Raw genomic sequence first — 24662 nt, forward strand, 5'->3', positions numbered from 1 at the left:
GTCTTCCCGGCCTGTTGCCGGGCCGGCAGGCCATGCGCCATCAGCTGATAAGGGTAGGGGAGCAGTGGAGAGACAAACCCGGAACGCCGTACTGGCGTTCGTCGTTTTCGTGGCCGGCATGTCTGCGTGGCCCGCGCAGTTGGCCGCGCCGTTGTTGCCGGCCATGTTCCTGTCGCACGGCGCGCTGGCGTGGCGCACCGGCAGCGCCGGCCTGCGTGCCGGCCTTGCCTGGTGCGTGCCGGGCGCTGTTGTCGCGCTGTGGCTGCTGCCACCGCTGCCGGCGCTGCTGTGGACGAGCACGCTGTGCCTGCCGCTGCTGGTGTTGCGCCGGGTGCTGCCGCCGCGCCATTTCCGCCTGTATGGCGCCTTCGGCATCGAGCGGCTGATGCTGCGCCTGTGCCTGCCGGCGCTCCTGATCGTGCTGCCGCTGGCGCTCGCGTCGCCGGCTTCGCCGCTGCAGTGGCCGGGCTGGTTTGCGCTGGCGTGGCTGTCGCTGCTGCTGTGTTGCGGCCTGCTGTTTTCGCCGGCGCCAGGCGCGGCGATGCAGCAGCGTGCGCTGTGGCTGGGCTGTGCCATGGCCGGCGGCTTTGCGCTGCTGTGGCTGCCGGCGGGCCGGCCGCCATTGCTATACAGCCTGATTTTGCTGCTGCCGCTGCTGGTGTTTGCCGCGCCGCGCTATGGCAGTGCCGGCCAGAGCGGTCTGTTGCTGCTGGTGCTGTTGCTGCTGACGCTGCCCTTGCAACTGGCGGTGCCGGGCTGGGCGGTGCTGCAGGAGACCCCGGCGGCGCTGACCATGGCGCTGTGCGGCGGCCTGCTGTGCGGCGTGGCGGTGACGGGCGATCTCTACCGCCGCCGCGAACGCCTGCTGCGTGACGTGCGCGCGCAGTTCGAATCCCTGCTCAACCAGAGCACCAGCCTGATGACGCTGAAGGACAACAGCGGCCGTTACCTGCTGGTGAATCTCAATTTTGCCCACTTGTTCGGCCTGCCGGCCGAGCACTTCAAGGGCAAGACCTCGCTCGATGTATTCGATGCCGACGAGGCGGCGCGCATCAATGGCCACGACCTGCAGGTGATGCACAGCCTGGAGTCGCGCCAGTTCGAGCAGCGCGTCAGCAGCGGCGGCAAGCACTACCTGATGCTGTCCAGCGTGTTCCCGCTGTTCGACAGCGACGGCCTGCCGGCCGGCGTCGGCAGCATCTCGGTCGACATCAGCCAGCGCGAGGAGGAAGAACGCCAGCGTCACGAGGCGATGGAGAAGTACCGCGCGGTAGTGGAACAGTCGCTGATCGGCATCTACATCGTGCAGGGCGACACCCTGGTCTACGTCAACCCCAAGCTGTCCGACCTGGTCGGCTACGCGGCGGAGGACTTGTTCGGCCGCCCGATCGCCTCGGTGCTGATACCGGGCGAGGACGAGCGCATCCGTCAGCAGATCTATCGCCGTCTGCGCGAGAATATCCAGGTGATGCACTACACCACGCGCCTGCTGCACCGGAGCGGCGACACCGTCGATGTCGAGGTCCACAGCCGGCTGTTCGACTACCAGGGCAAGAAGGCGATCATCGGCGTGGTGATGGACATCTCCGAGCGCGTGGCCGCCAACGCTGAGCTGAGGTTGGCCGCAACGGTATTCGACAACGCCACCGAAGGCATCCTGGTCACCGATGGTGACGGCGCGGTGGTGATGGTCAATCAGGCCTTTACCCGTATCACCGGTTTTGCCTCCGACGAGGCCATCGGCCGCACCTCGCGCATGCTGAAAACCGCCAACCGCGAGCGCAACAAATCCCTGATCGACGCCCTCGGCCAGCAAGGCTTCTGGAAGGGTGAGATGTTTGACCGCCGCAAGTGCGGCGAGCCGTATACCGCCGAGCTGTCGATCAGCGCGGTGCGCGATCTGCACGGCAGGCTCACCCACTACGTCGGTGTGTTCTCCGACATCACCGGCCGCAAGCAGGCGGAAGACCGGCTGCAGTTCCTCGCCAGTCATGATCCGCTGACACGGCTGCCGAACCGCTCGGCGCTGATCGAGGCGCTGGATGGCGCCATCGCCAATCCGGACGGAGCGCTGCCGGCCATGGCGCTGATGTTCATCGACCTCGACCGTTTCAAGCTGATCAACGACTCCTTCGGCCACCAGGCCGGCGACGAGGTGCTGCACGAGATTGCGGCGCGCCTGCTGCAGGCGGCGGAGCGTTTCGGCATGGTGGCGCGCCTGGGCGGCGACGAGTTCACCCTGCTGGTGCGCGACTTCGACAACCACGAGATGCTGGCGCGGATGGCGGAAGAGGTGCTGCACGCGCTGGCGCGGCCGATGCGGGTGGAAAGCCACGAAGTGTTCGTCAGCGGCAGTATCGGCATCAGCGTCTACCCCAACGACGGCATCGACGCCGCCTCGCTACTGAAAAATGCCGACGCCGCGATGTACCGCGCCAAGGAAGCCGGCAAGAACACCTACCAGTTCTTCGACGCGCAGATGAATGCGCAGACCTTCGAGCGCCTGCTGATGGAAAGCGGCCTGCGTCAGGCGCTGGAGCGCGGCGAGTTCGAGCTGCACTACCAGCCGCAGGTGGCCGGCGACGATCACCAGCTGGTCGGCGTCGAGGCGCTGATCCGCTGGCGCCATCCGCATCTGGGGCTGGTGTCGCCGGCGCGCTTCATTCCGCTGGCAGAGGAAACCGGGCTGATCAAGCCTATCGGTGCCTGGGTGCTGCGCGAAGCCTGTCGCCAGATGATGGCGTGGGACGCGCAGGGGCTGGCCATTCCGCGGCTGGCGGTGAACCTGTCGGCGCGCCAGTTCGAGCAGCAGACGCTGCTGTCCGAGGTCAATAACGTGCTGGCGGTGACCGGGCTGGCACCCTCGCGGCTGGAGCTGGAGATCACCGAGAGCATGCTGATGCAGAACCCGCAGGAGGCGGTGCTGCTGCTGGGCGAATTGAAGGCGCTGGGGGTGAAGTTGTCGATCGACGACTTCGGCACCGGCTACTCCTCGCTGTCCAATCTGAAGCGCTTCCCGCTGGATTACCTGAAGATCGACCGCTCCTTCATCGAGGGCCTGCCCGGTGACGAGGACAGCGCCGCCATCACCGAGGCCATCATCGCCATGGCGCGCAAGCTGCACTACACGGTGATCGCCGAAGGCGTGGAAACCGCGGAGCAGGGCGCCTTCCTGCGCCGCAACGGCTGCGCCATCCTGCAGGGCTACTACTTCAGCAAGCCGCTGCCGGCGGCCAACCTTGGCGGCTGGCTGCTCATGCACCAGCAGCGCTGCCAGGCCAGCCTGGCCTGAGCCGTCATGCGCGGGCGAATAAAGCGCTACAATGCGCGCTTGATTTTTACTGGTGATGCCTCATGAGCAACAAGAAACTCATTCACGGCTTCCATGCCGTCAATGCCCGCCTGTGGCAAAACCCGAAAAGCGTACTGGAAATCTTTCTGGCCGGCGGCCGTCAGGACGTGCGCGCGCAGGCGGTGCTGGAGAAGGCCGCCGCCGAGGGCGTCAAGGCGCACATCGTCGACAAGGAGCGCCTGGACAGCATGACCGGCAAGGCGCGCCACCAGGGCGTGGTGGCGATGATCGACGCCAACCAGAACTTCGTCACCCTCGACGACGTGCTGGAAAACCTGTCCGAGCCGCCGCTGCTGCTGATCCTCGACGGCGTGACCGATCCGCACAATCTCGGCGCCTGCCTGCGTGTGGCCGACGCCATGGGCGCGCACGCGGTGATCGCGCCGAAAGACCGCTCCGCGACGCTGAACGCGACGGTATCGAAGGTGGCCTGCGGCGCGGCCGAAGTGGTGCCCTACATCACCGTCACCAACCTCGCGCGCACGCTGCGCGACCTGAAGGACGCCGGGGTGTGGATCGCCGGCACCGACATGGAAGGCAGCACCGACCTGTACCACTTCGACGGCAGCGGTCCGCTGGCGTGGGTGATGGGCGCCGAGGGCGAGGGCATGCGCCGCCTGACGCGCGAACACTGCGACGTGCTGGTGTCGATCCCGATGTTCGGCACCGTGGAGAGCCTGAACGTGTCGGTGTCCGCCGGCATGGTGCTGTCCGAAAGTCGCCGCCAGCGGGTGCTGAAGGCGTCGTAAACCGCCGCCGCGCGCGATACGCGACAAGGTTGGCCGCAACGTGCAAGCGTTGCGGCCTTTTTGTTGCCTTGCCTTGCGCCATGACTAGCCGTGAGCCTGAACTTGTTGCCGCGCGCGCGGTGATTGCCTATATACCTTATGGGGGTATAAGATGATGGCCATTGAACAGGAGCCCGTCATGGCGCGTCGCTTTTTCCGGCAGGCCGGCAGCGTGCTGGCCGGCCTGCACATGTATCACTGCCACATCCTGGAGCACGAAGACCAGGGCATGATGGCGCAAATCGACTTTTTGCCGAGGTAAACCATGGACGACTCGCAACATGACTGCTGCAGCGACAAGCGTGTGGTGCAGCCGGACAAGGCGGCGCTGCTGAAACGGCTGGCGCGGCTGGAAGGGCAGGTGCGCGGCGTGGCCGGCATGATCGACGCCGACCGCTACTGCGTCGACGTGCTGACCCAGATCGCCGCCGCGCGCTCGGCGCTGGACGCGGTGGCGCAGCAGCTGCTGGAAAGCCACCTCAAGGGCTGCGTGGCCCGTGCGGTGAACGAAGGCAACAGCGACGAGGCCATCGCCGAGGTGATGGCCCTGCTCAAGAAAATGCGTTAACGCAACTTTTATATCCGTACTGGAGAACGATATGGCAAACCTGATTCTGACCGTCGACGGCATGACCTGCGGCGGCTGCGCCAACAGCATCAAGAAGGCACTGGCCGGCGTGCCCGGCGTGGCCGAGGTGGAGGTCGATCTGGACAGCAAGCGCGTCAGCGTGCAGCACGACGGCCAGGCCGACGAGGGCGCACTGCGCAACGCCATCGAAAACGCCGGTTTTGACGTGATCGGCTGAGCGCTTTGCCACAGACGGCACGGCAAAAGCACGCAATACGTGCCGCGACATTGCGGCACGGCGCATAAGTCCGTACAATCTTCAGCTTTTAACCCTTGCCCTTCGCTATTTCGCATGACGAAGGGTTTTATAGCCACAAGGAGTTCACATGCGGCACTACGAAATCGTGTTCATCGTCCATCCGGATCAGAGCGAACAGGTTGGCGCCATGGTCGAGCGTTACAAGGGCATGGTCCTGAACGCTGGCGGTCAGATTCACCGTCTGGAAGACTGGGGCCGTCGTCAACTGGCTTACCCGATCCAGAAAGTTCACAAGGCTCACTACGTGCTGATGAACGTTGAATGCGCACCAGAGACCCTGGCTGAAATCGAACACGCCTTCAAGTTCAACGACGCCGTTCTGCGTCACCTGACCATCAAGATGAATCGCGCTATCGTCGAAGCATCCCCGATGATGAAGGACGAAAAGGCGAAGAGCTTGCTGGATAACCAGGCAGCTGCAGCCGAGGCTGAAGTTACTGCCTAATCGGCAGGTAACCGATTCCTTGCAGAACCGAATTGAACTGACCGCTACGGTCGAACGCGAAGACTCGCTGAGATGCACGCCCGCCGGCTTGCCGGTACTGGAAATGTGGCTCAGACATCAATCCCGCCAAAGTGCGGCCAACCTGGAACGTGATGTGGTCTGTGAAATACAGGCTGTGCTGCTGGGGGAAGGTGCCAGAAAAATGGCAGGAAAGATGGCAGGAAATGTGGTGCATTGCACCGGTTTTCTCAGTCAGCGTAGTTTACGTAATCCCCGGTTGGTTCTGCATATCGAACACGTTGAATTTGTAAAAGGTTAATCAAATGGCACGTCAACTCTTCAAGCGCAAGAAGTTCTGCCGCTTCACCGCGGAAGGCATCAAAGTAATCGACTACAAGTCTGTCGATCTGCTGAAAGACTTCATCGCCGAAAACGGCAAAATCATCCCGGCTCGTATCACCGGCACCAAGGCTGGCTACCAGCGTCAACTGACAGAAGCTATCAAGCGCGCGCGCTTCCTGGCTTTCCTGCCATTCACTGACCAGCACTAAGACCGGGAAAGGACCGACAAGATGCAAATCATTCTGCTCGAACAAGTCGCCAACCTGGGTACCCTGGGTGACGTGGTAAACGTGAAGAACGGCTACGCCCGTAACTTCCTGATCCCACAAGGCAAAGCCAAGCGTGCAACTGACGCCAACCTGAAAGAATTCGAAGCTCGCCGTGCCGAGCTGGAAGCCAAACAGGCTGAAATTCTGGCAGACGCCAAGGTCCGCGCTGAAAAACTGAACGAAGCTACCGTTACCATCGCACAAAAAGCCGGTGTTGACGGCCGCCTGTTCGGTTCCGTAACCAACGTTGACATCGCTGAAGCCGTTACCGCTTCTGGCGTTGCCATCAAGCGTTTCGAAGTTCGTCTGCCAAACGGCCAGCTGAAGGCCATCGGCGAGTACGACGTTGAAATCGCCCTGCATCACGATGTTGTGGTTGCGATCAAGGTTGTGGTTGTTCCTGCCGTTTAAGCAAGACAGCACTGCCCGCAACAAAGAAAAGCCGCCTTCGGGCGGCTTTTTTCATGGCGGCCTGCCGGCGACGCCGATTTATGTCGCACTGCACAACGTCAATGTCCTGTTCTCGAACGCCCGTTTGCCCCGCTTGGCGCATAATGCCAACAGATCAATGGAGGGCGCGATGATGGAACTGGTAATTGCTGCGGTATTGTTATTATTTTTTGTTTTTCCGCTGTTTGGTGGCGTGCTGGCCTTTGTCAGCGGCGCGATCCGGCCGCGTTTTCACAACGGCAAGGTGCTATCCGGCTGGCATCCGCTGAACCCGTACTACAAGCTGTCGCCGTATCACTTCGGCAAACGCTGAGCAAGCAAAACGCCCCGCCTGTAGTGCGGGGCGTTGCCGTTGGCGGGTCGTATCAGCCGGCGCTCCGGCTTGCCCTGTCTACCAGTACCATCAGGTGCTGGTAGGGGATGCCGCCGTGTTCGGACAGGCCGATCTCGCAGGTGGCGCTGGTGGAAAAGCCGCCGCAGCAGCCGGCGACCTGTTCCTTGAGGCCGGCTAGCGCGCTTTCGTTCAGTTCCGGGTATGAAAAGCCCTTGTCGCCGGCAAAGCCGCAACAGGTGATGCCGGCCGGCTCGATGACCGTGCTGGCGCAGCGCCGTGCCAGCGCGTTGAGGGTGGCGGACTGGCCCTTTTTCTTCATCGAGCACACCACGTGCAGTGCCACCGTCTCGTCCTGCGGGCTGAATTGCAGGTACTGCGCGGCTTCCTCTTGTACAAAAGTCGTCACGTCGAGGATGCGCAGGCGCGGGTCCTGCACCCCATCCAGCAGTGCAGCGGTGCACACGCCGTTGTCGATGATCACTGGCCAGCGGCCGTTGTCGCTGGCGGCCAGCAGCGCGGCTTCCACCTCGTGCACCTTCTTCTGTGCCGCATCGATGGCGCCCTTGGATTTGAACGGCGTGCCGCAGCACAGGCTGGCGAGGTTGTCCGGGTAGATCAGTGCGTAGCCGGCTTTGGTCAGCACCGAGGCCACCACTTCGTTCAGTGGCCGTGCATCCGGCGCCTTGGCGGAGGGGACAAAGGTGCGGGTCAGGCAGGACGGCAGGTACACCACCTTGCGCGTGCTGCCATCCCGGCCGGGGGCCAGCCGCAGCTTGCCGGCAGCGCGCGGGAAGTACGGTGTCCAGCGCGGGATCTTGCGGCCAACCACCTTGCGCAGGCTGCGCATGATGGCGCCGGTGGCGGCATCGCCGGCTACCGCGTGCAGGGTGTCCAGCGCCTTCAGTCCCAGCCTGGCGCTGCTGGCGGCGGTGGCGAAGTTGTCGGCCAGGGTATCGGCCACGGTACGGCCTGTATCGCTCAGGCTGGCCTGGCGCAGCAGGCTGGTGAGGCTGCCGGTGTTGATGCCAACCGGACAGGCGGTTTCGCACAGGCCGCAGGTGGCACAGGTGTCGATGCCGGCATACTGGTAGGCGGCCTGTATTTCGGCCAGGCGCTCGCTGTTGCCGGTTTTCTGCAGCAACGCCATTTCGCGGTTGGCCACGATGCGCTGGCGCGGGGTGAGGGTCAGGGCGCGGCTGGGACACATCACCTCGCAGAAGCCGCACTCGATGCATTTGTCGATCAGCGGGTTGGCTGCCGGGATCGGCTTCAGGTCGCGCACATGCAGCAGCTTGTCGCGGGTGATGATCACGTCCGGGTTGAGGATGCCCTGCGGGTCGAGCAGCGCCTTGATTTCCTGCATCAGGCGATAGGCGGCCGGGCCCCATTCCATTTCCACGAACGGCGCCATGTTGCGGCCGGTGCCGTGTTCGGCCTTCAGCGCGCCTTCGTATTCCACCGCCACCAGCTGGCATACCGCTTCGATGAACGCTTCGTAGCGGGCGATTTCTTCCGGGCCGCTGAAGTTGGGGGTGAACACGAAATGCAGGTTGCCTTCCAGCGCGTGGCCGAAAATGATCGCTTCGTGGTAGCGGTATTGCCTGAACAGCGCCTGCAGCTTGAGCGTGCCTTCGGCCAGATGCTCGATCGGGAAGGCCACATCCTCGATGATCACCGTGGTCTCGGCCGCGCGCATGGCGCCGACGCTGGGGAACATGCCCTTGCGGATGTTCCAGTATTGTGTGTACTCGGCCACGTCGCTGGTGAAGCGGATGCCGGTTGCGGTATCGATGTGGGTGATGAAGCCGCTGATGGCGGCCACGTTGGCCGCAATCGCCTCCGGGCTGGCGGCGCGGGTTTCCATCAGGATGGCGGCGGCGCCGTCGCCCAGCGTCTTGATGAATGCCGGTACGCCGGCCTTGTTTTCTACCGATTTCAGGCTGGCGCGATCCAGCAGCTCGGCTGAGGACACCACGTCCTTGTGCTGCGCCAGGATCTGGATGGCGTCACAGGCGGCCTTGATGTCGGGGTAGAACACCAGGGCGGATGCCTTGTGCGGGTACTCCACCACGGTGTGGTAGGTGACTTCGGACACGAAAGCCAGCGTGCCTTCGCTGCCCACGATCAGGTGCGCCAGCATGTCCACCGGGTCGGCAAAATCCAGCAGCGCGTTCAGGCTGTAGCCGGTGGTGTTCTTCATCCTGTACTTGCGGCGGATGCGTGCGGCCAACGTTTCGTCGGCCAGTACCCGGTCGCGCAGTGCCGCCAGCTGCGCCAGCAGGCCGGCGTGGCTGGCGCGGAATGCCGCCACGCTGGCGGCGTCGCCACTGTCCAGCACCGCGCCGTCGGCCAGTATCATGCGCAGTGATTTCAGCGTTTTATAGGTGTTTTCGGCGGTGCCGCAGCACATGCCGCTGGAGTTGTTGTTGACGATACCGCCGATCATCGCCGAGTTGATGGTGGCCGGGTCGGGGCCGATCTTGCGGCCGTACGGCGCGAGCAGTGCGTTGGCCTCGGCACCGATCACGCCCGGCTGCAGGCGGATGGCGGCGCCGTCATCCAGCACTTGCCGCCGCTTCCAGCCGTGGCTGGCCACGATCAGGATGGAATCGCTTACCGCCTGGCCGGACAACGAGGTACCGGCAGCGCGGAAGGTAACGGGTAATTGCAGGCGGGCGGCCTCGTGCAGGATGGTGCGTACCTCGTCCTCATTCTCGGTCTTGATGACGATCTTCGGCGTCAACCGGTAACAGGAAGCGTCGGTGCCATAGGCCAGCGTCGACAGCGGGTCGCTGAATACCCGTCGCGCAGGCAGGGCTTCCAGGATGCGTTGATGAAATTCGCGGTGTGCACCTTGCAGCATGAGACTCTCCGTGCGGCCGTGGCCTGGCTTGTTCTTGATGGTGTGATGGTGCCACAACACAAACGCTTTCCCATCAGGGGTTTGCCCTTGTTTATGGCAAGCGGTTAAGCTGTTTGCAACCATGGAGGACAAATCATGCTGATCGACAAGGAACGGGCCACCCTGCTGGTGGTGGACATCCAGGAAAAACTGCTGCCGGCGGTGCTGGATGCGGAGGGGATGCTGGCGCGCTGCCGCTGGCTGATTGCGGCGGCACACGATGTCGGGCTGCCGGTGGTGTTTTCCGAGCAGTACCCGCAGGGGTTGGGGCATACCGCACCGGCATTGCTGGCGGCGGCGCCGGGTGCGGCGGTGGTGAGCAAGCTGCACTTCTCCTGCGTTGCCAGCCAGTGCCTGCCGCCGGACTTGCTGCAGCGGCCGCAGGTGGTGGTATGCGGCATGGAAACCCATGTCTGCGTGCTGCAGACGGTGCTGGATTTGCTGGCGCACGGCAAGCAGGTGTTCGTGGTGGCCGATGCGGTGTCCAGCCGGGGCGAGGTCAACCGCGACTACGGCCTGCAGCGCATGCGCGATGCCGGCGCGGTGCTGGTGACGCGCGAGATGGTGCTGTTCGAGGCGCTGCAGGTGTCCGGCACCGAGCTGTTCCGCCAGATGAGCAAGCGTTACCTGGTTGGCGCGCAGCCGTCCTGAGAGAGAGGAGCGAGCGGCCGGCAGGGCAGCCCCAAAAAGGAAAAGGTTGGCCGCAATCGCTTGCGGCCAACCTTGCCTGTTGAGATGACGGCTGAGCCGTTCTGGTTCTCCCTCTATCTAACCCTGCACGTCGTCGTGGCGACGCCGTGTGACCATCCGGAAAAGAAGCCCCGAATTGGCGCATTGCACCAATTCGGGCGGCTTTGCTGCACCATTGTTGTGCAAAATACTTCGTCAACCGAGCGTTTGGTCGATCGGACTGCGCAGTAAACGAAGAACAACACCTGTCGCTCCGTGGAGCCGGATAGTATCTAGCAAAGGGTGTGCCAGCCTGGCCGGCTCTATTCAGCCCGGAAGGCGATACGGTAGATATGCCCGTCCTGGCGCAGGTCCAGCAGCCAGTCGGGGCTGCCGCTGACGCAGGCAGGCAGTGTGATGCGGGCCTGCCAGTGATCGCCGCCATCGACAAAGCGGTAGCGGTTGAAGCCCATGTCCATGTCCCGCATCGAGAACTCCGCTGTCGGCGCCTCGCTGCCATGCTTGCCCAATGTCAGCGTGAACGGATGGCGCTGGCGCGGGATGCTGTCAACACGCAGCATGCTGCCATCCGGTAGCGTGCAGCCCTGCTGCAGCGAGCTGCAGCTGATGCTGGTAACGGCCGGCGCGGCCGGCTGGCGCTGCTGCAGATACCAGACGATCAGCGCCACCTTGAGCGCGGCGAATACCAGCAGTGCCAGTGCGATGAACTGCCACTGCCTGCGGCTGAGTGCCTTCATCGCCACGCCCCCCGCATCAGCGCGATGCCGTGTGCGCCGTGTGTGCGGGCGGTGTCCAGGTCCGCCGCCTGCAGGCCGCCGATGGCGAATACCGGCAGCGGGATCTCGTTCTGCAGCAGGCGGGCAAAGCCGTTCCAGCCCAGCGTCGCCTGTTGCGGGTGGCTGGCGGTAGGCTGCACGTGGCCGAGCAGCGCGTAGTCGAGGCCGAGTGCCGCGGCGCGTGCCAGTTCCGCGCTGCTGTGCGCCGAGGCGCCGACCCAGGCCAGGTGCGGCGGCCGCTCGTCCAGTGCGGCCAACCTTTGGCCGCTCAGGTGCAGGCCGTCCACCGGCCAGCCCCTGATCCATGCCGGATCGGTGTTGACCAGCAGCTTGCCGCCCCTGGGGTGGACGATGTCGGCCACTTCGGCGACAAAGTCGGCCAGCTGCTCGCGGCTTTTTTGCGGCTCGCGCACCATGACCCAGCCCGGATTGTCGCGCTGCGCCAGCACTTCCAGCGTGTGGTCGCGGCCGCATTCGCTGACGCAGCTGATCTGCAGCACATCCGGCAGCTGCAGCGAGCGCAGCACCGGGTCATTGGCCGGCAGCATCGGTGTGACGCTGTGATGGCCCGGCGTCTGCCAGGCAAAAGACTGCCCTTCGTGCGGCTGCGGCGTGCCTTGCCACGCCCAGATGCGGAAGAAGCGCAGGTGCACCGACGCATGTTCGTAGTGGTGGATGCGCGTCAGCCACGGCGTGGCGTGGCTGACCTCGATGCCCATCTCCTCGCGGAATTCTCGTACCAGTGCCGCCAGCGGTGTTTCGCCGGGTTCGACCTTGCCGCCGGGGAATTCCCAGTAACCGGCATAGGGCTTGCCTGCCGGGCGGCTGCCGAGCATGAAGCTGCCGTCGGCGCGCATCAGTGCGCCGGCGACAACGGAAATGACAGGTTTGGATTCAGACATGATCGGGATCCCGGATGAGGTATTGCAATGGGGAAAGGCGGCATGCAAAACGCCGCCGCTGACAGGCAGCGGCGGCGTGGCGGGCTAGCCGGATCATTTGGCGCCTTTGACGTGCTGCTCCAGCTCGTTGAACGTCGGGCGCTCGGTGGAATACAGCACCTTGCGGCCGAATTCGACCGCGCTTTGCGGTGCATAACCCTGCAGACTGGCCAGCAGCGTGGTCTTGATGCACTGGAATTCCTTGGTGCTGTCTTCGACCTTCTGCTCCAGCAGCGAGCCCAGCGGCGACACTACGCCATAGGCCAGCAGAATGCCGAGGAAGGTGCCGACCAGCGCACTGCCGATCATGCCGCCGAGAATGGCCGGCGGCTGGCCGACCGAGCCCATGGTGTTCACCACGCCCAGTACCGCCGCCACGATACCGAACGCCGGTAGCGCATCACCCAGCTTGGTCACCGCCCCCGCCGGCATCGCCGCCTCGTGGTGATGGGTTTCGATCTCGTTGTCCATCAGGTTTTCGATTTCAAGGGCGTTGAGGTTGCCGGATACCATGATGCGCAGGTAGTCGGTGATGAATTCGACCACATGATGGTCATGGACGATATTCGGGTATTTGCTGAACAGTGGGCTTTCGTGCGGGTGCTCGACATCGTTCTCGATCGCCATCAGGCCTTCCTTGCGGATCTTGACCATGATTTCGTACAGCAACGACAGCAGTTCCATGTAGCGTGCCTTGGTGTACTTGGAGCCCTTGAATGCGCCCGGCAGCGCGGCCTTGACTGCCTTCAGCGTCTTGCCCTGGTTGCTGACCACGAAGGCGCCGATGGCGCCGCCCAGAATCGCCAGCAACTCGGTGGGCAGTGCATGGATGATCACCATCATGTTGCCGCCGTGAACGATGTAAGCGCCGAAGATGCAGCCCAGCGTGATCACATAACCAATGATGACATTCATAAGCAAGACTTCCTGAGATGGGACGGTGAAGAGGGTTGTTCGGCTGCGTGCTGGCGCAGGGTGTCGGGCGGCGGCGCGCAGGGCCGCCGCCGGACCGCTGACATGATATTGTATCGCGGCAGGTGCCGGGCATTTTTACTGCATGGCCGGTGAATTGCGTTGCATATGCCGCGCTGCCTGCGTGCGGAGGGCCGCAGCAGGGCTATCGGCAGGTGGCTCACTCGGCGCGGCGCTCCTTGCTGCTGCGCCCGGCCCAGTCGCAGGCAAACTGCCAGGCCACGCGGCCGGAACGGCTGCCGCGCAGCTGGCTCCACTGCAGCGCCGCGCGTTCGCTGTGCTTGCCGTGCTTGAGGCCGAAGTGCGCCAGCCAGCCGGCCACGGCGGCGAGGTAGGCGTCCTGGTCGAACGGGTAGAACGACAGCCACAGCCCGAAGCGGTCGGACAGCGACACTTTTTCCTCGGTGGTCTCGCCGGGATGGATCTCGCCGTCCTTGAGCCAGCCCTCGCGGTTCTCGCTGGCCTTTTCCGGCATCAGGTGGCGGCGGTTGGAGGTGGCGTACACCAGCAGGTTGGCCGCACGCCGCGCGAGGCCGCCGTCCAGCGCCGACTTCAGCGCCTTGTAACTGTCTTCGCCTTCCTCGAACGACAGGTCGTCGCAGAACAGGATGAAGCGTTCCGGCCGCGCCGCGACGGCATCGACGATCTGCGCGAGGTCAGGCAGTTGCGCCTTGTCGACCTCGATCACGCGCAGGCCCTGTACCGCGTACCGGCCCAGCAGCGCCTTGATCAGCGACGACTTGCCGGTGCCGCGTGCGCCGGTGAGCAGCACGTTGTTGGCGGGGCGGCCGGCGAGGAACTGCTCGGTGTTGCGCAGCAGCAGCAGCTTCTGGCGTTCGATGTGGATCAGCTCGTCCAGCGCCACGCTGTGCGGCTGGTGGATGGCCTCCAGCCAGGCGCTGGCGCCGAGGCGACGCCAGCGGAAGGCCGGTGCGCTCCAGTCGGTGGCCGGCACGGCCGGCGGCAGCAGCGGCTCCAGCCGTGCCAGCAGCGCTTCGGCGCGGGCAAGAAAGGTATCGAGTCGGTCCATGGGTGTGCTCTTGTGGCGGACTGGACGGGCGTCAGTCGCGCAGGGTAATCACCGGCCAGCCGCGGGCTTCGGCGTGCGCCTTCAGGGTGGCGTCGGCATCGACCGCCACCGGGTTGCTGACGATGGACAACAGCGGCAGGTCGTTGCGCGAGTCGCTGTAGAAGAACACCTTGTCGTAGCTGTCCAGCGTTTCGCCGCGTGCGGCCAACCATTCGTTGAGGCGGGTGATCTTGCCGGCCTGGAAGCTGGGGGTGCCGGTGGGTTTGCCGGTGAAGTTGCCGTTGTCGTCTTCTTCCAGCTCCACCGCGATCAGGTGCTCCACGCCCAGCTCGCGTGCGATGGGGCCGGTGATGAAGCGGTTGGTGGCGGTGATGATCATCACCTCGTCGCCCTGGGCGAAGTGCGCCGCCAGCAGCGCGCGCGCCTTTTGCGGGATGATGGGCTTGATGTGCTCTTCCATGTAGGCGGCGTGCAGGGTGTCCAGCTCGCTGCGCGAGAAGCGGGTCAGCGGCGAGAGCTGGAAATCGAGGAATTCGTGGATGTCCAGCGTGCCGGCCTTGTACTGCTCGTAGAAGTAGTCGTTCTGCCGCGCGTGGTGCTCGGCGTCGAGGATGCCGCGTTTGATCAGGAATTTCGGCCATTCGCTGTCGGAATCGCCAATGATCAGGGTGTTGTCCAGGTCAAACAGGGCAAGATTCATGGTGCTTCAGCTTTCGGTAGGGGCGGTTTGTAACACGTTCTTGACCAGCGGCACCGTGATCGGGCGGCGCATGGCCAGCGAGTAGCGGTCGAGCATGTCCAGCATGCCGATCAGGCTGGACAGGTCGCGGCGCCAGTGGGTGAGCAGGTAGCGGAACACGTCGTCGCCGATGGCCAGCTGGCGCTCGGCGGCGTGGTGGCGCAGCGCCGCCAGCTTGTCGTCGTCGGACAGCGCCTTCACCTCGAACACCAGGCCCCAGCCGAGGCGGGTGCGCAGGTCGTCGCGCACCGGCGCCTGCATCGGCGGCTGGTGTCCGGCCATCAGCAGGCGGCCTTCGCCGCTTTGTTTCAGCGAGTTGTAGATCGAGAACAGCATGATCTGGTCGTCCGGCGCCAGGTCGTCGACATGGTCGACGGCGATGAAGCTGGCCTCGCGGGCGAAATCGGGCAGTTGCTCGTGTTGGGCGTCGAGGTAGATCGAGGCGCGGCCGAGCAGCTCGGCGTGGGCGATCCACGCCTGCAGCAGGTGGGTCTTGCCGCAACCGGGTTCGCCCCACAGGTAGACGAAGCGCTCCCCGCCTTCCGCGGTCAGCGCGGCGATGATTTCGCTGTTGCGCTGGGCAAGAAAGTTGTCAAACCCGGGCAGGGGTGTGGGGCTGAGGTCGAGGACGAGCTGATCCAACATGCGGCAAGGTTCTAGATAGAGTCAGGAATCGATTTTACGCTGATAAAAGCCGCTGTTGAAATAACGCTGCACCAGATAACGCGCCAGCACCACGCTGATGGCTGCCAGCGGCAGCGCCAGCAGCACGCCGACGAAGCCCATCAGCTCGCCGAAGGCCATCAGCGCGAAGATCACGGTCACCGGTGACAGGCCGATGCGCTCGCCCACCAGATAGGGCGTGATCAGGAAGCTCTCCAGCGTCTGGCCGACCACGAACACGCTCCACACCAGCACGAGGCCGCTGAAGCCGTTGTACTGCAGGACGGCGGCCAGCGTCGCCAGCAGCAGGCCGAGAAATGCACCGACATAGGGAATGAACACCAGCAGGCCGGCGACGATGCCGATGGCGAGGCCGGACTCCAGCCCCACCAGTGCCAGGCCGCCGCCGTAGATGATTGCCATCAGCAGCATTACCGACAGCTGGCCGCGCAGGAACTGGCCCAGCACTTCGTCCAGCTCGCGGGCGATGCGGCCAACCTCCGGCGCCCAGCGCCGCGGCACCAGCGTGCCGACGCGCACCACCATCCGGTCCCAGTCGTGCAGGAAGTAGAACAGCAGCACCGGCAGCAGGCTGAGGTTGGCCAGTACGCTCAGCAGCAGGGCGCCGCCATGACCCAGCTGCGGCGCCAGCCTGGCCAGCAGCTGGCGCAGGCTGCCGGTATTGCTGCTCAGCGTATTGCGCCAGCTTTGCGTGTCCAGGCTCAGCTTGGTGCCGAGCAGCTGGTTCAGCCACGGCAGCGCCTGCTGTTGGATGAAATCCACCACCGCCGGCAGCCGCTCCACCAGCGCATGGCCCTGGCTGAGCAGCATCGGGATCACGATCAGCAACAGCGCGAGGATGGCGAAAAATCCGGCGAACATCACGCAAACAAGCGACAGGATGCGTGATAAGCCGTGTTTTTGCAGGTAATCGACGGCCGGGTCCAGGATGTAGGCAAGCACGATGGCGGTGACAAACGGGGTCAGCACCGCGGACAGCCGGTCAAGCAGCCATACCGCGCCAGCGAGGGTGATAGCGACAATCAACCACGGAAGATAGTTTGTGCGGGAGCGTTCCATCGGCTTTTCAGTTAAAATACAGGCGCTTCGGGCCAAGAGCCCGTTTGCCGCAGCAGGAAAACGATCACGTTAGCAGAAAGCGAGTAGACCTTGAATACCACGTCCCTCAGTTACCGCGATGCCGGTGTCGATATTGATGCCGGTGACGCGCTCGTCGAAAACATCAAGCCGTTTGCCAAACGCACCATGCGTCCCGAAGTCCTCGGTGGCCTCGGCGGTTTCGGCGCACTGGTGGAAATCTCCAAGAAATACAAGGAGCCGGTGCTGGTTTCCGGCACGGACGGTGTCGGCACCAAGTTGAAGCTGGCCTTCGACTGGAACCAGCATGATACCGTCGGCATCGACCTGGTGGCCATGAGTGTCAACGACATTCTGGTACAGGGCGCCGAGCCGCTGTTCTTTTTGGACTACTTTGCCTGCGGCAAGCTGGATGTGCCGCAAGCCACCGATGTGATCAAGGGTATTGCCCAGGGTTGCGAACAAGCGGGCTGCGCACTGATCGGCGGTGAAACCGCCGAAATGCCGGGCATGTACCCGGTAGGCGAATACGACCTCGCCGGCTTTGCCGTCGGCGTGGTGGAAAAGAGCAAGGTCATCACCGGTCGCAACATCAAGCCGGGCGACGTCGTGCTGGGCCTTGCGTCCAACGGCGTGCACTCCAACGGCTACAGCCTGGTGCGCAAGATCATCGATCGCGCGCAGCCGGATCTGGACGCACCGTTCGAAGGTGACACCACCCTGCGTCAGGCCGTCATCGCCCCGACCCGCATCTACGTCAAGCCGCTGCTCGCGCTGATGGAGAAGCTGACCGTGAAGGGCATGGCGCACATCACCGGCGGCGGCATCACCGAAAACACCCCGCGCGTGCTGCCGGAAAACACCGTAGCCCAGATCGACGCGGGCAGCTGGGCGCTGCCGAAGCTGTTCCAGTGGCTGCAGGCGGAAGGCAATGTTGATGCCCAGGAAATGTATCGCACCTTCAACTGCGGTATCGGCATGGTGGTGATCGTGGACGCGGCCGATGCCGACGCCGCGGCCGCCTTCCTGACCGGGCAGGGTGAAACCGTGTCGCGTATCGGCGTGATCCGTGCGCGCAACGGCGACGAGCACCAGACCCAGGTTGCCTGAGCGCCGTACTGATGTAACCGCGCCGCTGGCACTGCTGGCGGCGTTTCTGTTTGCGGCCAACCTTTATCCGCTACTGCATAACCGTTCCTGACTGCTGAACATGAAAAACATCGTAATCCTGATCTCCGGCCGTGGCTCCAACATGCAGGCCATCGTCGATGCCGACATCCCCGGCGCCCGCATTGCCGCGGTGATCGCCAACCGTCCCGATGCCGCTGGCCTCGCCTGGGCGGCATCGCGCGGCATCGCCACCGTCGGTCTGGATCACAAGCAGTTCGCCAGCCGCGAAGCCTTTGACGAAAGGTTGGCCGCAGAAATCGACGCCTTCGCCCCTGATCTCGTGGTACTGGCCGGCTTCATGCGCATCCTGACGCCGGCGTTCACCGCGCGTTACGAGGGGCGGATGCTGAACATCCATCCGTCGCTGCTGCCGTCCTTTCCCGGCCTGCATACCCACCAGCGCGCCATCGACATGGGCTGCAAGGTGGCCGGCTGCACCGTGCACTTCGTCACCGCCGAGCTGGACCACGGCCCGATCGTGGCGCAGGCGGTGGTGCCGGTGCTGGACGACGATACCGAGACCACCTTGGCCGCACGCGTGCTGCAGCAGGAGCACCGGTTGTATCCGGAAGCAGTGCGCCGCTTTGCCGCCGGCGAGCTGCAGATCCGCAACGGTCGCATCGGCGGTGTCGACGCCGCCGCCGCCGGCCTCGCGCTGCAGGTGCCGGTACTCTGAGCATGATGCCCGCGCGGCGGCGCTGGCGGGGGCCGTTGTTGCTGGCGCTGCTGGCGTCGCTGCTGCTGCACCTGTTGCTGTTCGGCGGCAGCCTGTTGTCTTTCGACAGCGCCGTGCCGGCAGAGGCGCCGCTGCGCAGGCTGACCATCTCGCTGCAGGCGATGGCGCCGGAGCAAGACGATGCCTCGGCGCCGGCGGCGGTGGCGCTTGGTATGGCTGCCGCCACCGAAGATGGCGAGGCGGCCGACGCCTCGGCGCCGCGGCCAGCCAGGCCCGTCAAGGCCGTCAAGGCCAAGCCGGCGCCGGCGCCTGCCAGGCCGGTCGCCGCGTCGCCCGCGCTGCCGCACTCGGCGGCAACGGTGGCGCAGGCCGGTAGTGATGGCCACGCGGTCGAGGCGTCGGCACCGGCGGCGGCAGTCGCGCCATCGGGCGCCGAGCACGGCGAGCCGGCCGCGCCGAAGCCGGCGCGCTTTCCCGATGCGGCGCGGCTGGAGTACGCGCTGCTGAGCAGTGGCCTGCCGCTGGGGCGCGGCGAGATGAACTGGCAGCGCAGCGGCGGCGACTACCGCATCGTCACCACGGTCAAGCCGCTGATCGGCCCGACGCTGCGCTACGAGGTGCACGGCGAGCTTGGCCGCAACGGCCTGCAGCCGCAGCGCTTCAGTGCCAGCCGCAACGATGCGCCGCGCGAATACGCCCGCTTCGACTGGGCCGGTGGCGTGCTCGACTACGGCGACAAGGAGGCGAAACAGGCGCCGCTGCAACCGGGCGCGCTGGACTGGCTGAGCCTCGCCTTTGAGCTGGGCTTGCACGGCGAGCAGCCGGGTGCAGCGACGCGGCAGGTGACCACCGGCAAGAAGGTGTACCAGTTTGCGCTGCAACTGGCCGGTGAGACGGATTTCGAGGTGGAGGGCGGCACGCTGCGTGCAGTGGTGCTGCGCGCCCGCAACGACAAGGATTTGATCGAGTTCTGGCTGGCGCCGGAGTTTGCCAATCTGCCCATCCGCATCATGCGGGTGGATAACGACAAGCGCTTTGAATTGCGCGCGACACTGATTGAATTTAACGGTGCGGTAGTGTGGACACCACCGCCACCCCAAAGGTCTAGTAAACATGAAAATTAACCTGCAGCAATTCAACCAGATCGAACAGGTACTGTTCGCGATGGTGAAGTTCGACCGCCCGGCCGATGCCGTGCTCACCGCCCACTTCCGTGCCAACAGCAAGCTGGGCGCCACCGATCGCCACCTGATCGCGGAAACCGCCTTCGCCTGCCTGCGCCACCTGGAAACGCTGCGCGCGCTGTGCGGCCAACGTGCCAACACCCGCAAGCTGGCGCTGGCCACGCTGGTGCGCATCGGCGGCGCCAACCTGCGCGAGTTGGACGGCATCATCAAGGAAACCGAGCGCGAATGGCTGTCGTCGCTGAAGGGTGCGCCGCTGCCGGACACGCTGACCGCGCGTGCGGCGCTGCCGCAGTGGGTACTGGACCTGCTGCCCGCGATGCCGGAAGAAGACGTGGTGGCGTTGGGCAAGGGCCTGGCCTCCGCCGCGCCGCTGGATATCCGCGTCAACACCCTCAAGCTGAAGCGTGACGACGCGCTGGTACAGCTGCAGGATTCCGGCATCGCCTGCGAGGCAACACCGTACTCGCCGATCGGCATCCGCCTGAAGGGCAAGCCGTCGCTGGTCAAGCACCCGCTGTTCGTCGGCGGCGCCATCGAGGTGCAGGACGAGGGCAGCCAGCTGCTGGGCCTGCTCACTGGTGCCCGCCGTGGCGAAATGGTGGTCGACTTCTGCGCCGGCGCCGGTGGCAAGACCCTGCTGCTGGGCGCGCAGATGGCCTCCACCGGCCGCCTGTACGCGTTCGACGTGTCGGAAAAACGCCTCGCCAACTTCAAGCCGCGCATGGCGCGCTCCGGCCTGTCCAACGTCAACACCACGCTGATCGCGCACGAGAACGACACCAAGGTGAAGCGTCTGGCCGGCAAGGCCGATCGCGTGCTGGTCGATGCGCCGTGCTCCGGCCTTGGCACCCTGCGCCGCAATCCTGACCTCAAGTACCGCCAGAGCGCGGACAGCGTGGCCGAGCTCAACGCCAAGCAGCAGTCCATCCTCGCCTCTGCCGCGCGGCTGGTGAAGGCCGGCGGCCGGCTGGTGTACGCCACCTGCAGCCTGCTGCCGCAGGAAAACCAGGCCATCGTCGAAGCCTTCCTCGCCGCCCATCCGGCATTCGAGCTGGTGCCAGCCAGCCAGGTGCTGGCCGAGCAGAAGATCGCGCTGGATACCGGCGACTATCTGGCGCTGCGTCCGCACCAGCACAATACCGACGGCTTCTTTGCCGCAGTATTGCAGCGCAAGGCCGGCGTGGCGGATGCCGCACTTGAGCCGAAAGCCGAAGCGGGGCTACAATAACCCATTGATTTAGTCGGGTATGCGCCCGGCACGACCACTTGAAAGAGGAATACCATGTCGATCCAGGACACCATCCGCCAGACCGTGACCGAAAACCCTGTCGTGCTTTTCATGAAGGGCTCGGCACAGTTCCCGCAGTGCGGCTTTTCCGGCCGTGCGGTGCAGATCCTCAAGGCCTGTGGCGTGAACAACTTCGCCACTGTTGACGTGCTGGCCGATCCGGAAGTGCGCCAGGGCATCAAGGATTACTCCAACTGGCCGACCATTCCGCAGCTGTACGTCAACGGCGAGTTTGTCGGCGGTTCCGACATCATGTACGAGATGTACCAGTCCGGCGAACTGCAGGAAGTGCTGAAAGACCTGGCCAACTAAGCCGCGTCTGCTTCGCTCCGACAGCCCGTGTGCCCCGCGCCACGGGCTGTTTTGTTTGGACGGGGGCCGGAGAGCCGCGTACAGCGGGGCGTTTGAAATGATTGTATAATCTTGCCCCATACCTCACGCCTGCACCGCCTGGTGCAGCCGGTTTTATCGATTACCGAAAGCGGTTTGCCGGGACCTGGTTCCGGGGCCGCTTTTTGCCAAGGTCTGGGATCCTGCCATGAACATTACCGTCGTCAATCATCCCCTGGTGCAGCACAAGCTCGGCCTGCTGCGCGAGGGCGACATCAGTACCATGAAATTCCGCCTGCTGACCCAGGAGCTGGCGCGCCTGCTGGCTTATGAAGCCACCCGCGATTTTGAACTGGAGCCGGTGACCATCGAAGGCTGGTGCGGCCCGATCGACGTGCAGCAGATCAAGGGCAAGAAAGTGACCGTGGTGCCCATCCTGCGCGCCGGCATCGGCATGCTGGACGGCGTGCTTGATCTGGTGCCGTCGGCCAAGATCAGCGTGGTCGGCCTCGCGCGCAACGAGGAAACGTTGGAGCCGGTGTCCTACTTCGAGAAATTCGTCGGCAACCTCGACGAGCGCATTGCCATGATCATCGACCCGATGCTGGCCACCGGCGGCTCGCTGATCGCCACCATCGACCTGCTCAAGCGCAACGGCTGCAAGCAGATCAAGGCGGTGGTGATGGTGGCGGCGCCGGAAGGCGTCAAGGCCGTCAACGACGCCCATCCGGACGTGCAGATCGTGGCCGCGTCGCTGGACAGCCACCTCAACGAACACGGCTACATCATCCCGGGCCTCGGCGACGCCGGCGACAAGATCTTCGGTACCAAACACGCCTGATGAGCCGTTGCCGCCGGCTTGCGGCCAACCTTGCGCGGGGGAATGTCGATGCAGCACAACGCCTACCAACAGCTGGAGCATGATTTCCTGTTGCGCTTCCCGCACGGCCTGCAGGACGAGGCGTGGCTGGCGCTGTGCAAGAAGCACCGCGGCATCGACCGCGTGCTGCAACTGTGCCGTGACGGTCTGGGCGAGCCACAGCTGCGCGCCGCCATCGACAGCGGCAATACGGCGGCGGTGATCGACTGCTGCCGCCAGATCGTCGCCCGCTGCACCACGGTCAGCACCTTCGAGCGCATGGCCTTCCGCAATTACCTGGCGTTCAGCGACGTGCACCGCCCGTTCGTGGCGGCGCTGTATGCGCTGCTGTACCGCTTTGACGAAACCAGCTTTGCCGATTTCGTCGACGTGCTGCAGCTGTGCCGTCACGACAACGGCAAGGCCAATGCCGCCAAGTGGCCGCTGGTGAGCTGCTTTCTCGCCTACAGCGATCCGCAACGCCACGTGTGCATCAAGCCGACCACCATCAAAAGGTTGGCCGCACGGCTGGATGCCGACATCGCCTACCGGGCGTTGCCCAATTACGACACCTACTGCCGGGTGCAGGCGATGGTGCAGCAGTTCCGTGCGCGCAGCACGCTGGCGGCGGGGCAGGACAACATCATCGCCCAGGCGATCATGTATTGCGCGGCGGCCTGAGGCGCCGGCCGCGTGGCGCACGATTTCAACAACAATAAGGAAAACACAGCATGTTTCAACAACTGAAGACGGCGGTATCTGGTGCCCAGATCCTGTTCGTCGCTTTCGGCGCGCTGGTGCTGGTGCCGCTCTTGACCGGCCTCAATCCGGCGATGGCGCTGCTGGGCGCCGGGGTCGGCACGCTGGTGTTCCAGCTGTGCACCGGCCGCCAGGTGCCGATCTTCCTCGGCTCCTCGTTCGCCTTCATCGGCCCCATCATCTACTCGATGCAGACCTGGGGGCAGGGCGCCACCATGTTCGGCCTGTTCTGCGCCGGTTTCATGTACTTCGTGTTCGCCGCCATCGTGCGCTGGCGCGGCATGGCGATGGTCAATCGCCTGCTGCCGCCGGTGGTGATCGGGCCGGTGATCATGATCATCGGCCTGTCGGTGGCCAACGCCGCGTCGAACATGGCGATGGGCCGTGCCGGCGGCAACCAGGTGATGCCGTACGAGACCTCGCTGCTGCTGGCGGCGGTGTCGCTGGCCACCACCATCGTGGTGTCGATCTTTGCGCGCGGCATGTTCAAGCTGGTGCCGATCCTGGCCGGTGTCACCGTCGGCTACATCGTGGCCGCCTTCATCGGCGTGGTGGACTTTGACAAGCTGGCCAACGCGCCGTGGTTCGTGGTGCCGGCCTTCGGCAGCATGGAGGTGAACTGGGCGGCGGCGCTGTTCATGTTGCCGGTGGCGATCGCCCCGGCTATCGAGCACATCGGCGGCGTGATGGCGATCGGTGGCGTGACCGGCAAGGACTACACCAAGACCCCGGGCCTGCACCGCACCCTGGCCGGCGACGGCCTCGGCGTGTGCATCGCCGGTGCCATCGGCGGCCCGCCGGTGACCACCTACGCCGAAGTGACCGGCGCGGTGATGATCACCCGCAACTTCAACCCGGTGGTGATGACGTGGGCGGCGCTATTCGCCATCGCCATGGCCTTCTTCGGCAAGTTCAACGCGCTGCTGCAGTCGATCCCGATGCCGGTGATGGGCGGCATCATGGTGCTGCTGTTCGGCACCATCGCCTCCATCGGCCTGAAGACGCTGATCGAGGCCAAGGTCGACCTGATGGAGCCGCGCAACCTGGTGATCATCTCGGTGGTGCTGACCTCCGGCATCGGCGGGCTGGCGCTGAAGTTCGGCAGCTTCGAGCTGGTCGGCGTCGGCCTGTGCTCGGTGCTGGCCATCGTGCTGAACCTGATCCTGCCGCTGCAGGCCGCCAGCCACGACGGCATCGTCGAAGGCCAGGATGTGTAGATACCGGTTCGTGTAGCAGCCCAGGGTTGGCCGCAGCCTGCGGCCAACCTTGGCGCATGACGCGCCGCGGGGGAGTGCCGCCGCGCGTTGCCATGAAAAAACCCGCCAGCAGTGGCGGGTTTTTTTGCGGCCGCGCGGATCAGGCCTCGGCGCTGTCGTCCAGCACGATGCGCACGCGCAGGCCGGGCGCGTCCTGTTCGGCAATCGCCAGCAGGCGGTCGATATTGGGGTGCTTGCCGGGGTGGGCGCGGGCGTCGTCGGTGTGTTCGGCGTACAGCGCCAGGCCTTCGCGCGCCGCCGCCTTGTCGATGTGGCCGAAGCGTTTTACCAGCGCGTGATAGACGCGCACCGAGCCGGCGGTGCCCGGCTTGTTGTCGAGGCGTTGCAGCGGTTCGCCGGCGGCATCCAGCAGCATCAGCGCGGCAATGCCGTCGATGGTGGGCAGGGTGGCGAGAATGTCGGCAAATTTCATGATGATCAAAGCTCCGTTGGCAAGAT

At 64.7% G+C, this 24662-nt stretch carries 28 protein-coding genes; 19 read left to right on the forward strand and 9 right to left on the reverse strand.

Annotation, left to right across the window (positions count from 1 at the left end):
• Positions 1-118: 118 nt before the first annotated feature.
• From IE083_RS09595 to IE083_RS15825, 10 genes are all read left to right on the forward strand, one after another.
• On the forward strand, positions 119-3292 hold the full coding sequence (locus IE083_RS09595; RefSeq protein ID WP_229799697.1) for a sensor domain-containing protein: 3174 nt from the start codon (positions 119-121) through the stop codon (positions 3290-3292).
• 62 nt (positions 3293-3354) lie between these two features.
• Positions 3355-4101, forward strand: a complete 747-nt coding sequence (gene rlmB / locus IE083_RS09600) for a 23S rRNA (guanosine(2251)-2'-O)-methyltransferase RlmB (RefSeq protein ID WP_047967355.1) — start codon at positions 3355-3357, stop codon at positions 4099-4101.
• 178 nt (positions 4102-4279) lie between these two features.
• Positions 4280-4402, forward strand: a complete 123-nt coding sequence (locus tag IE083_RS09605; RefSeq protein ID WP_229799698.1) for a multicopper oxidase domain-containing protein — start codon at positions 4280-4282, stop codon at positions 4400-4402.
• Positions 4403-4405: 3 nt separating this feature from the next.
• Positions 4406-4708, forward strand: coding sequence for a metal-sensitive transcriptional regulator (locus IE083_RS09610; protein ID WP_120810615.1), 303 nt, complete (start codon positions 4406-4408; stop codon positions 4706-4708).
• 31 nt (positions 4709-4739) lie between these two features.
• The gene (locus IE083_RS09615; protein WP_189353387.1) at positions 4740-4946 is read left to right on the forward strand and encodes a heavy-metal-associated domain-containing protein; all 207 of its coding nucleotides are present in this window, start codon (positions 4740-4742) and stop codon (positions 4944-4946) included.
• Positions 4947-5094: 148 nt separating this feature from the next.
• The gene (gene rpsF / locus IE083_RS09620) at positions 5095-5472 is read left to right on the forward strand and encodes a 30S ribosomal protein S6 (RefSeq protein ID WP_189353388.1); all 378 of its coding nucleotides are present in this window, start codon (positions 5095-5097) and stop codon (positions 5470-5472) included.
• 19 nt (positions 5473-5491) lie between these two features.
• Complete coding sequence (gene priB, locus IE083_RS09625) at positions 5492-5791, forward strand: primosomal replication protein N (protein WP_189353389.1); 300 nt, start codon at positions 5492-5494, stop codon at positions 5789-5791.
• Positions 5792-5795: 4 nt separating this feature from the next.
• On the forward strand, positions 5796-6023 hold the full coding sequence (gene rpsR / locus IE083_RS09630; protein WP_047967360.1) for a 30S ribosomal protein S18: 228 nt from the start codon (positions 5796-5798) through the stop codon (positions 6021-6023).
• A gap of 21 nt (positions 6024-6044) precedes the next feature.
• Positions 6045-6494 carry a 50S ribosomal protein L9 gene (gene rplI, locus IE083_RS09635; protein ID WP_189353390.1) on the forward strand — a complete coding sequence of 150 codons (450 nt, stop codon included), beginning with the start codon at positions 6045-6047 and terminating at the stop codon, positions 6492-6494.
• Positions 6478-6846 (forward strand): hypothetical protein, encoded by a 369-nt coding sequence (locus tag IE083_RS15825; protein ID WP_229799699.1) that lies wholly within the window; start codon positions 6478-6480, stop codon positions 6844-6846. The genes rplI and IE083_RS15825 overlap by 17 nt, the downstream gene beginning before the upstream one ends.
• A 52-nt stretch (positions 6847-6898) precedes the next feature.
• Here the strand turns inward: IE083_RS15825 and IE083_RS09645 are convergent, their stop codons facing one another.
• On the reverse strand, positions 6899-9730 hold the full coding sequence (locus tag IE083_RS09645) for an FAD-binding and (Fe-S)-binding domain-containing protein (protein WP_189353391.1): 2832 nt from the start codon (positions 9728-9730) through the stop codon (positions 6899-6901).
• A 135-nt stretch (positions 9731-9865) separates the two neighbouring features.
• Here IE083_RS09645 and IE083_RS09650 point away from each other — a divergent pair, with 135 nt between their 5' ends.
• Positions 9866-10420: an isochorismatase family protein gene (locus IE083_RS09650; RefSeq protein WP_189353392.1), complete on the forward strand. Its 555-nt coding sequence runs from the start codon at positions 9866-9868 to the stop codon at positions 10418-10420.
• A gap of 341 nt (positions 10421-10761) precedes the next feature.
• On the opposite strand, the gene IE083_RS09655 is transcribed toward IE083_RS09650, so the two are convergent.
• The 7 genes from IE083_RS09655 to IE083_RS09685 all read right to left on the reverse strand — a co-directional run bounded on the left by IE083_RS09655 (position 10762) and on the right by IE083_RS09685 (position 16660).
• Complete coding sequence (locus IE083_RS09655) at positions 10762-11196, reverse strand: hypothetical protein (RefSeq protein ID WP_189353393.1); 435 nt, start codon at positions 11194-11196, stop codon at positions 10762-10764.
• Entirely contained in the window at positions 11193-12140 is a 948-nt protein-coding gene (locus IE083_RS09660) for a Nudix family hydrolase (protein ID WP_308426740.1), read from the reverse strand. Before IE083_RS09660 ends, IE083_RS09655 begins: the two co-directional genes overlap by 4 nt.
• 90 nt (positions 12141-12230) lie before the next feature.
• Positions 12231-13091 carry a flagellar motor stator protein MotA gene (gene motA / locus IE083_RS09665; RefSeq protein WP_189353395.1) on the reverse strand — a complete coding sequence of 287 codons (861 nt, stop codon included), beginning with the start codon at positions 13089-13091 and terminating at the stop codon, positions 12231-12233.
• A gap of 217 nt (positions 13092-13308) precedes the next feature.
• Complete coding sequence (locus tag IE083_RS09670; RefSeq protein ID WP_189353396.1) at positions 13309-14178, reverse strand: ATP-binding protein; 870 nt, start codon at positions 14176-14178, stop codon at positions 13309-13311.
• A gap of 31 nt (positions 14179-14209) precedes the next feature.
• A complete protein-coding gene (locus tag IE083_RS09675) occupies positions 14210-14878 on the reverse strand; it encodes a histidinol-phosphatase (protein ID WP_189353397.1) in 669 nt (222 codons plus the stop codon).
• Positions 14879-14884: 6 nt separating this feature from the next.
• Positions 14885-15562, reverse strand: a complete 678-nt coding sequence (hda, locus tag IE083_RS09680) for a DnaA regulatory inactivator Hda (RefSeq protein ID WP_189353398.1) — start codon at positions 15560-15562, stop codon at positions 14885-14887.
• Between the two features lie 21 nt (positions 15563-15583).
• Entirely contained in the window at positions 15584-16660 is a 1077-nt protein-coding gene (locus IE083_RS09685; protein ID WP_189353399.1) for an AI-2E family transporter, read from the reverse strand.
• A gap of 90 nt (positions 16661-16750) precedes the next feature.
• Here IE083_RS09685 and purM point away from each other — a divergent pair, with 90 nt between their 5' ends.
• From purM to IE083_RS09725, 8 genes are all read left to right on the forward strand, one after another.
• Positions 16751-17788 (forward strand): phosphoribosylformylglycinamidine cyclo-ligase, encoded by a 1038-nt coding sequence (gene purM / locus IE083_RS09690; protein ID WP_189353400.1) that lies wholly within the window; start codon positions 16751-16753, stop codon positions 17786-17788.
• A 100-nt stretch (positions 17789-17888) separates the two neighbouring features.
• Positions 17889-18524 carry a phosphoribosylglycinamide formyltransferase gene (gene purN / locus IE083_RS09695; RefSeq protein WP_189353401.1) on the forward strand — a complete coding sequence of 212 codons (636 nt, stop codon included), beginning with the start codon at positions 17889-17891 and terminating at the stop codon, positions 18522-18524.
• Between the two features lie 2 nt (positions 18525-18526).
• Positions 18527-19648: a DUF3108 domain-containing protein gene (locus tag IE083_RS09700; RefSeq protein WP_189353402.1), complete on the forward strand. Its 1122-nt coding sequence runs from the start codon at positions 18527-18529 to the stop codon at positions 19646-19648.
• Positions 19644-20939, forward strand: coding sequence for an RsmB/NOP family class I SAM-dependent RNA methyltransferase (locus IE083_RS09705; protein WP_373295183.1), 1296 nt, complete (start codon positions 19644-19646; stop codon positions 20937-20939). Before IE083_RS09700 ends, IE083_RS09705 begins: the two co-directional genes overlap by 5 nt.
• Positions 20940-20993: 54 nt before the next feature.
• On the forward strand, positions 20994-21311 hold the full coding sequence (gene grxD / locus IE083_RS09710; protein WP_189353404.1) for a Grx4 family monothiol glutaredoxin: 318 nt from the start codon (positions 20994-20996) through the stop codon (positions 21309-21311).
• 226 nt (positions 21312-21537) lie between these two features.
• Positions 21538-22170, forward strand: a complete 633-nt coding sequence (gene upp, locus IE083_RS09715) for a uracil phosphoribosyltransferase (protein ID WP_189353405.1) — start codon at positions 21538-21540, stop codon at positions 22168-22170.
• A 48-nt stretch (positions 22171-22218) separates the two neighbouring features.
• Positions 22219-22869: a hypothetical protein gene (locus IE083_RS09720; protein WP_189353406.1), complete on the forward strand. Its 651-nt coding sequence runs from the start codon at positions 22219-22221 to the stop codon at positions 22867-22869.
• Positions 22870-22919: 50 nt separating this feature from the next.
• Positions 22920-24164, forward strand: a complete 1245-nt coding sequence (locus IE083_RS09725; RefSeq protein ID WP_189353407.1) for a uracil-xanthine permease family protein — start codon at positions 22920-22922, stop codon at positions 24162-24164.
• A 139-nt stretch (positions 24165-24303) separates the two neighbouring features.
• On the opposite strand, the gene IE083_RS09730 is transcribed toward IE083_RS09725, so the two are convergent.
• Positions 24304-24636, reverse strand: a complete 333-nt coding sequence (locus IE083_RS09730; RefSeq protein WP_120810667.1) for a DUF2322 family protein — start codon at positions 24634-24636, stop codon at positions 24304-24306.
• Positions 24637-24662: the final 26 nt, after the last annotated feature.

The sequence above is a fragment of the Vogesella fluminis genome (genome assembly GCF_014652335.1).
Classification (GTDB): Bacteria; Pseudomonadota; Gammaproteobacteria; order Burkholderiales; family Chromobacteriaceae; genus Vogesella; species Vogesella fluminis.